The organism is Staphylococcus sp. SA22, from assembly GCF_054165785.1.
This window is the reverse complement of record NZ_JBSZQY010000013.1, coordinates 57,506-64,704: the sequence shown is the minus strand read 5'-3', so window position 1 is coordinate 64,704 and position 7,199 is coordinate 57,506. Positions and strand designations below refer to the sequence as shown.

3 protein-coding genes and 1 pseudogene are annotated in these 7,199 nt (G+C 31.7%); 2 read left to right on the top strand and 2 right to left on the bottom strand.

What is annotated here, in order from left to right; translation table 11 throughout:
* Positions 1 to 169, top strand: a pseudogene (locus ACXQH5_RS10940) (IS5/IS1182 family transposase); the annotation flags it as partial.
* Positions 170 to 465: 296 nt separating this feature from the next.
* On the top strand, positions 466 to 1,956 hold the full coding sequence (gene sdgB, locus ACXQH5_RS10935; RefSeq protein ID WP_001106109.1) for a serine-aspartate repeat adhesin O-glycosyltransferase SdgB: 1,491 nt from the start codon (positions 466 to 468) through the stop codon (positions 1,954 to 1,956).
* 124 nt (positions 1,957 to 2,080) lie between these two features.
* Here sdgB and sdgA read toward each other — a convergent pair whose 3' ends face one another.
* A complete protein-coding gene (sdgA, locus tag ACXQH5_RS10930) occupies positions 2,081 to 3,553 on the bottom strand; it encodes a serine-aspartate repeat adhesin O-glycosyltransferase SdgA (protein WP_001106712.1) in 1,473 nt (490 codons plus the stop codon).
* A gap of 118 nt (positions 3,554 to 3,671) precedes the next feature.
* A complete protein-coding gene (gene sdrE / locus ACXQH5_RS10925) occupies positions 3,672 to 7,049 on the bottom strand; it encodes an MSCRAMM family adhesin SdrE (RefSeq protein ID WP_000610283.1) in 3,378 nt (1,125 codons plus the stop codon).
* Positions 7,050 to 7,199: the final 150 nt, after the last annotated feature.

The window sequence follows — 7,199 nt, the reverse complement described above, 5'->3', positions numbered from 1 at the left end:
AATGTCAGTTCGAGGAATAAATAAAGTTAAACGAGAGCTAGGTTTTGTATTAATGGCACTTAATATAAGGAAAATAGTAGCTCGACGAGCTGTATATTATCAAATACATTTAAAAAAAGCTGATTTCTATCAAATAATTAATAGAAATCAGCTTTTTTACATTGCCTAAGAACTTAATGTCCCAGCCTCTTTTTACATTGCCTAAGAACTTAATGTCCCAGCCTCTTTTATTATACCTCCTAGAGTTGTATATCTCTTTTATAAATCTTCTCATTTGATGTGCCTGAGTCATAAATCAATTTCCTACGCTCTACAATGATATATTGGTCGTAGTTGACTGAATAACTACTACCATTATAAATATCAAAACTTGTTGTTTTATAAATAAACACATCTTCCAGTTAAAAGAAGTAATTAAATATTATGTGATATAATTATAAAAAATAGATATAAGTGGTGTTGTAAATGAATTATTTTGTAGGTAATAGTTTAGGTGTTAATTTAACTGGGATAGAGAAAGCAATTATTAATCGTTTAAATTTATTTAAAGAAATGGGAAGACCAGCGCAATGTGTATTTCTGTCATGGAATAGATATTTATATAGAAATGCCCAAAATTATATTACTAGTTCTGACTATATTAATATGTATGATTTCTTCCAAGAAGCAACATATTTAGAACGCAATGAACCATTTGACTGGTTGTCATATTGGACTGATGAATGTCATTATACTTTAAAACATGTTGAAAATAGTCATGACTTTAGAATATATGATCAAGAGCGTTTCTTAATGTATGCCCATTTTCAAGATCCTAAATATCGTATATTAGATTATGTGAATCATTTTGATAGTCAAAGACGAAAAGTAAAACGTGATTTTTATGATGTACGTGGCTTTTTAAGTTGTAGTAGGATCCTTGTTGATAAACAACAAACATTATGTGAATTTTTCTATAATCCAGAAGGTGACACAAAATTAGAAAAGTATTTTTCTTACAAAGATGGCAAACCAGAAGTACAAAAAATTATTGTTTACTATGCTAACAAACAATATTTCTTTAATAATGAAACGGAATTAGGCGCATTTTTCATTAAACAACTATATCAACATGGGGATTTATTTTTCAGTGACCGTAATGTGTATACAGCACCTATTTTCAACTTAACACCTGAGTCAATCCCAGTAGTAGCTGTGCTTCACAGTACACACATTAAAAATATTGATGCATTAGATTCATCGCCATTTAAAAATGTATATAAAGCGATGTTTGAAAATTTATCTCGATATCGTGCAATTATCGTTTCTACTGAGCAGCAAAAATTAGATGTTGAAAAACGTATTAACCATACTATTCCAGTTGTTAATATTCCTGTCGGCTATAGTGAAACAATTGATACACCAGTCCAAACATTAGATCAGCGCAGTGTTAAATTAATTTCCATTGCTCGTTATTCACCTGAAAAACAATTACATCAACAAATTGAATTAATTAAACGCTTAGTATCTTATGTCCCTAAAATAGAGCTTCATATGTATGGTTTTGGTTCTGAAAGTAAAAAATTAAATGAATTGATACAAAAATATGGATTGGAAAATCATGTTTACTTACGCGGCTTTTTAAGCAATCTAGACCAAGAATATAGCGATGCCTATTTGAGTTTAATAACAAGTAACATGGAAGGTTTCTCTTTAGCGCTACTTGAATCTTTAGCACATGGTGTTCCAGTTATTAGTTATGATATTAAATATGGACCTAACGAATTGATTACGCCTGATTTCAATGGTTATTTAATTACTAAAAATGATGAAGATGCCCTATTTGATAAAGTAAAATATGTGATTGATCATCCTGAAGTACAACAACGACTGTCAAAAGGTAGTTTGGCAAAAGCGCAACAATATAGTAAAGCGTCGTTAATTAAACAATGGGACCAATTTGTTCGTCTTATATAAATGTACTTTACCTTTATTTTTATAAAAAAAAGCATTTTCCTATGTCATTTAACTAAACTTGTAAGTTCGTATGAACGTGGTTTGTTAAATAGATGATTCTAGGAAAATGCTTTTTTCTTTTGACTTAGTTTAAAATATTTTGCCACTTTATACTAACATTTGTCTCATTAAATTGCTGAGCATACTCTATACTATTAATCGAAAACTGTTGCATCATTTGGCTATTATTTAGTAATTGGTCGACCTTTTCAACCATTTGATTGATGTCACCTTGAGGTACTAAATAGCCATTAAATCCATCTTGAATCAGTTCTGATGGCCCATAATCTACATCATAACTGATTACTGGTGTACCTACTGAAAGCGACTCTAAAATTGCTAAGCCAAAACCTTCCATTTTACTTGTCGATAACATCAGTTCTGCTTTAGCAATCTCTTCATTAATATGCGTCTTAAAACCATGAAATTTAACATGTTCCGATAAATGATAATCTTCTACAAGTTGTCGATATTCTGACAAACCATTTCCATGTCCATAAATATTCAATTGAATATTGGGATGTTTTGTTACTAATTGCTTGATCACTTCAATTTGATGTTTAATTTGTTTATTTTCAACGAGGCGAGCAATTGATATGATATGATTTTTCTCCTTTTGATTGATGTCAAATTGATACTTTAAATTTGCCACATAGCCAACCGGAATATTGATAACTGGTATTTTATTTTCAATATATTGTGAAATATCTTGGCATTGCTTTTCTGTTGATACAACAATCGCTTTATAACGTGTTAAATTATTAAACACTGTTTTATAAAAACTTTTTATACCATTACCGGTGCCGGATAAATGTGTACTGTGGAGCACAACAATAACTGGAATACTTTGATTTAATCCCGCAATAACATTTCCTAATTCATGAGGACGGTCTAATATGATTTGATCATTATTTTTACATAATTGATGAAGAAAATATTGAACTAATTCATCTTCTGTATCAAAAAATTGTTGATGCTGGCCTTCATTTAAAGTAATCTTTGTGAGCGTGTTTTTCCCTTTTATATCGTCGAAATATTTTTGGATGACGATTTCTCCATTAGGTGTATAGTAATTTTCGAGTACAATCCGTTGTCCTTCACCTAAAATTCGAGAACAACTTAAAAAGCCTCTTCCATCATACAATTCACGTTTTACTTTTCTTCTTTTATGATCAAAATAATTCACATAGTTTAATTGATGATACTGTTTATCTAAAAAATGAGCATACATTATAAATTGCTCTTCATCATATATTCTGACATCATTTGAATTTTCAACAAATTTCAATGTGTACCTACATGACTTTTCCCAATACTGTATCCAGTTAACTTGCTTTGTCTTTTTATAATTGATTGCTTTTTGAAAATAGTCATACATTGTAAACAGATCATTTTCAATCTGATGTTGCTTCGCATATGTGTATGAATAAGGATTCCATTTAACATATACACATTTTGAAGATATGCCGTGTTGTTTGAACAACTTCAGTCTATTTATTTGTGCTTTTTCTACACCTGTAATTTTACTTTCTAAAATTGTTCCTAAAATGTAATTCATATTATCGCCTCATATAAGTTTTATTCCGTATCTTTATTGTTTATTTTATATGAAAAATACATCTATTGCATGTGTAATCATAAAAAAACCAGGCCACAAGGACCTGGGTCATATTGTATTATTTGTTTTGTTTTTTGCGACGACCGAATAACAATAATGAACCTAATGCTGCGAATAATCCGCCAAATAACGTTGCGTTATTTGAGCCGTTATTTTCACTACCTGTTTCTGGTAATGCTTTCGCTTTATTGTGATGGTCTTTAGTAGCACTCATTGGTTTCACAGGTGTATGTTTTCCTGCATCTGAATCTGAATCGCTATCTGAGTCTGAGTCGCTATCTGAATCTGAGTCACTGTCTGAGTCTGAGTCGCTGTCTGAATCTGAATCGCTATCTGAATCTGAGTCACTGTCTGAATCTGAGTCACTGTCTGAATCTGAATCGCTATCTGAGTCTGAGTCACTGTCTGAGTCTGAGTCGCTATCTGAATCTGAGTCACTGTCTGAGTCTGAGTCGCTGTCTGAGTCTGAGTCGCTATCTGAATCTGAGTCGCTGTCTGAGTCTGAATCGCTATCTGAGTCTGAGTCGCTATCTGAGTCTGAATCACTATCTGAATCTGAGTCGCTGTCTGAGTCTGAATCACTGTCTGAATCTGAATCGCTGTCTGAATCTGAGTCTGAGTCACTGTCTGATGTATCTTCTTCGAAGTATCCGTTATCAAGTGTGAAATCATCATGATCTGTAATTGTTACGTCAACTTCGCCACCATCTGCATCTTTATCATCTTCAGTTGTATTTGTACCTGTTTGTGTTAAGCCAGCAGGCTTTTCAAAAATAACTTTATATTTACCGCTATCTAAATTATCGAAACGATATTTACCATTTTCATCTGTTTTAGTTGTTCCAATTACTTCGCCTTTTTCGTTTTGCAATGTAACTGTCACATCTTTAATACCCTTTTCAGTTGAATCTTGTTTGCCGTCTTTATTACTGTCGTACCAAACATAATCACCTAAACTATATTTTGGTGTTTTATAGAAACCACTGTCTAATGTCCAATTATCTGCATCTTTAATAACACCTGTTGTTGTTAAACCATTAGAATCTTTATCTTCAGCTGTAGTGTTTTTAACCGTTGGCGTGTAACCTGCTGGTGTTTCAAATTCTACTGTATAGTTACCATTATCTAAATCTGTAAATTTATATTTACCCGAGGCATCAGTAGTAGTTGTACCAATAACTTTTCCAGTACTATCTTTTAATGTAACCTTAACATCTTTGATACCAGGTTCATTAGCATCTTGGATACCATCTTTATTCGTATCTTCCCATACATAGTCACCAAGATTATATTTAGGTTCTTTATAAAAACCAGTGTCTAAAGACATATCATCTTTACCATTAATTTTAACAGTTACAGAACTACCATTTGAGTCTTTTTCACCATCAGTTGTTCCATTTTCTTTTGTTGGAAGATATCCAGCTGGCGTTTCGAATTTAACTGTATAAGTTTCTCCGTCTTTCAAACCACCGAATTCGTAATGACCATTAGCATCTGTTCTTACTGATTTTGTAGTACCGTCCGGGTAAGTTAATGTAACTAAAACGTTTGCCATTGGCTTTTCTTTTGAATCTGTACCTTGAACACCGTCTTTATCAACGTCTTCCCATACATAGTCACCAATTTTGTATAACTTTTCTTCAGGTTTAACAGTACCGTCACCACCACCAGTGTCATTAGAAGTTACGATGAAGTTTGAATATCCTGCATAATTATAATAACCATAATTATCAGTTGTTCTCATACTAGTACCTTGAGCAATATCTAGCTCACCATCTGATGTAGGTGTATATTTACTAACTACTTTAATGATATAAGCTGAATCAATATTGCCAAAATCCAATGTTGCTACATTATTACTAAATGATTTTTTATTATCAAATTGACTTGTTACATCTTCGTATTGACTAAAATCATAGATTCTATTACTTTGAGGCAATTGTTGATTAGAGTTAACTTTATAAACCTTTATTTCTGTATTTTGGTCAATAATGGTGCTACCATTTCCTAGTTTAATATTTCCATAATCATCTACTTGACTACCAGCTATATCAACTTTAGTGTTAGTTGCTGTTTTTTTCAAAGGATTAACATAAATTTGTTGTTCAATAGTTTGCTTATCTTCATCTAATTTTGTAAAGATAGATTGAATGTTTGAATCACCATGAACCATTGGATCTTGATAATCAACAGTGACATTTTGATTTGTTTCTTTACCTGCTGTAGCAAATGTTAAATTCAAACTTGTCTCATTTGGAACTGTTTTTTTATCAATATACGAATATAGAGTTAAGCGTGATTTTATATCTTCATATTTATCTACATAGTCTGTAAATGTATATGTGATTTGCTTAGTTGCTTTATCAAATGTTCCTTTAGCAATGACCTCTCCTGATGGATCAGTAATATCGATAGGATCATTTTTATCTGTTAAATCCGAAGGAATTACATTCTTATCATAATTAATCGTCATTGTATCGCCTTTTTTGACTTTATTGTCAATTGTAAACTCTGTATCATATTCAATATCTTTACCGTCATGCGCTGCTGCCACATTATCTTTACCATCGCCAACTTTGATTGTTTGCTTCGTCACTTTAATTAAATCATTAACATTGTTTGAAGCAACTGCTGCTGGTTGTGCAACTGCAAAGCGCATTTTTGCGTTTACACGTTTTGGTGCAACACTTGTTGGAGCTGTAGCAACTGGTTTAGTTGAACGATCTGTATTGCTATCATTTCTAACTAATTCTTTTAATTTCTCAAGATTATTTTTAAGTTCTTCTTTTGACACATTTACTGGTTCTTTTGGATTAGTTGCATCTGTAACTTGATTGTCTACTTCTGAAGGCGTTGGTTGCGGTTGTGAATTTTCAATATTTGTAGATTCTTGAGGTGTAGTTGGTTTTGTTTGAGTTTCACTTGTAGATGGTTTTGTAGTTACATCGTTATTTGTATTATTTGGTGCTTTCTTCTCTTCTAAAATAACAGATGTATCTTCTGTCGCAGTTTTATCAGTTGAAGGTTTAACATTTTCTTTTTCAATGTTTTGAGGCTTAGTTTCAGTTGTAGCTGTAACGTTATTTTGCTGTTGTTGAGTACTTGATGTAGTTGATTCTTCTTTAGCTTCTGGTTGTGAATCAGTATTTGTTTCTTTCTTAATTGGATTTGTTGAATTATTTTCTGTTGTCGAATTATTTTCAGTTTCTGACACTACTTCTTTATTATCACTAGTCGTTGCATCATCTTGTTTTGCATTTTCTGTACTAGTGTTTTCAGCAGCTTTAGCTTCTTGGTTCCCTAGACCAAAAATCAATGTCGTACCTACTAAAATCGATGCAGTTCCTACAGTATACTTTCTAATCGAAAATTTGTTTAAGCGATTTGAAATCATACCCTTTTTTGTTATTGCCTTTTTATTATCCCTGTTAATCATATAAATCTCCTTTAAAATATCAATATTTGCAAAAAATTAATATTTTTACATATAAAAATTTGTATTCCCATCGTAATACATTTTTAGATAAAGCACAATACTTTAAATAAATTTATTTATCTAAGACCGTTATTTTACACTTTGGTTTGA

What these genes read in the sequence shown, in the direction of transcription:
- sdgB (WP_001106109.1), top strand. Translation starts at nt 466, where the DNA reads ATGAATTATTTTGTAGGTAATAGTTTAGGTGTTAATTTAACTGGGATA.
- sdgA (WP_001106712.1), bottom strand. Translation starts at nt 3,553, where the DNA reads ATGAATTACATTTTAGGAACAATTTTAGAAAGTAAAATTACAGGTGTA.
- sdrE (WP_000610283.1), bottom strand. Translation starts at nt 7,049, where the DNA reads ATGATTAACAGGGATAATAAAAAGGCAATAACAAAAAAGGGTATGATT.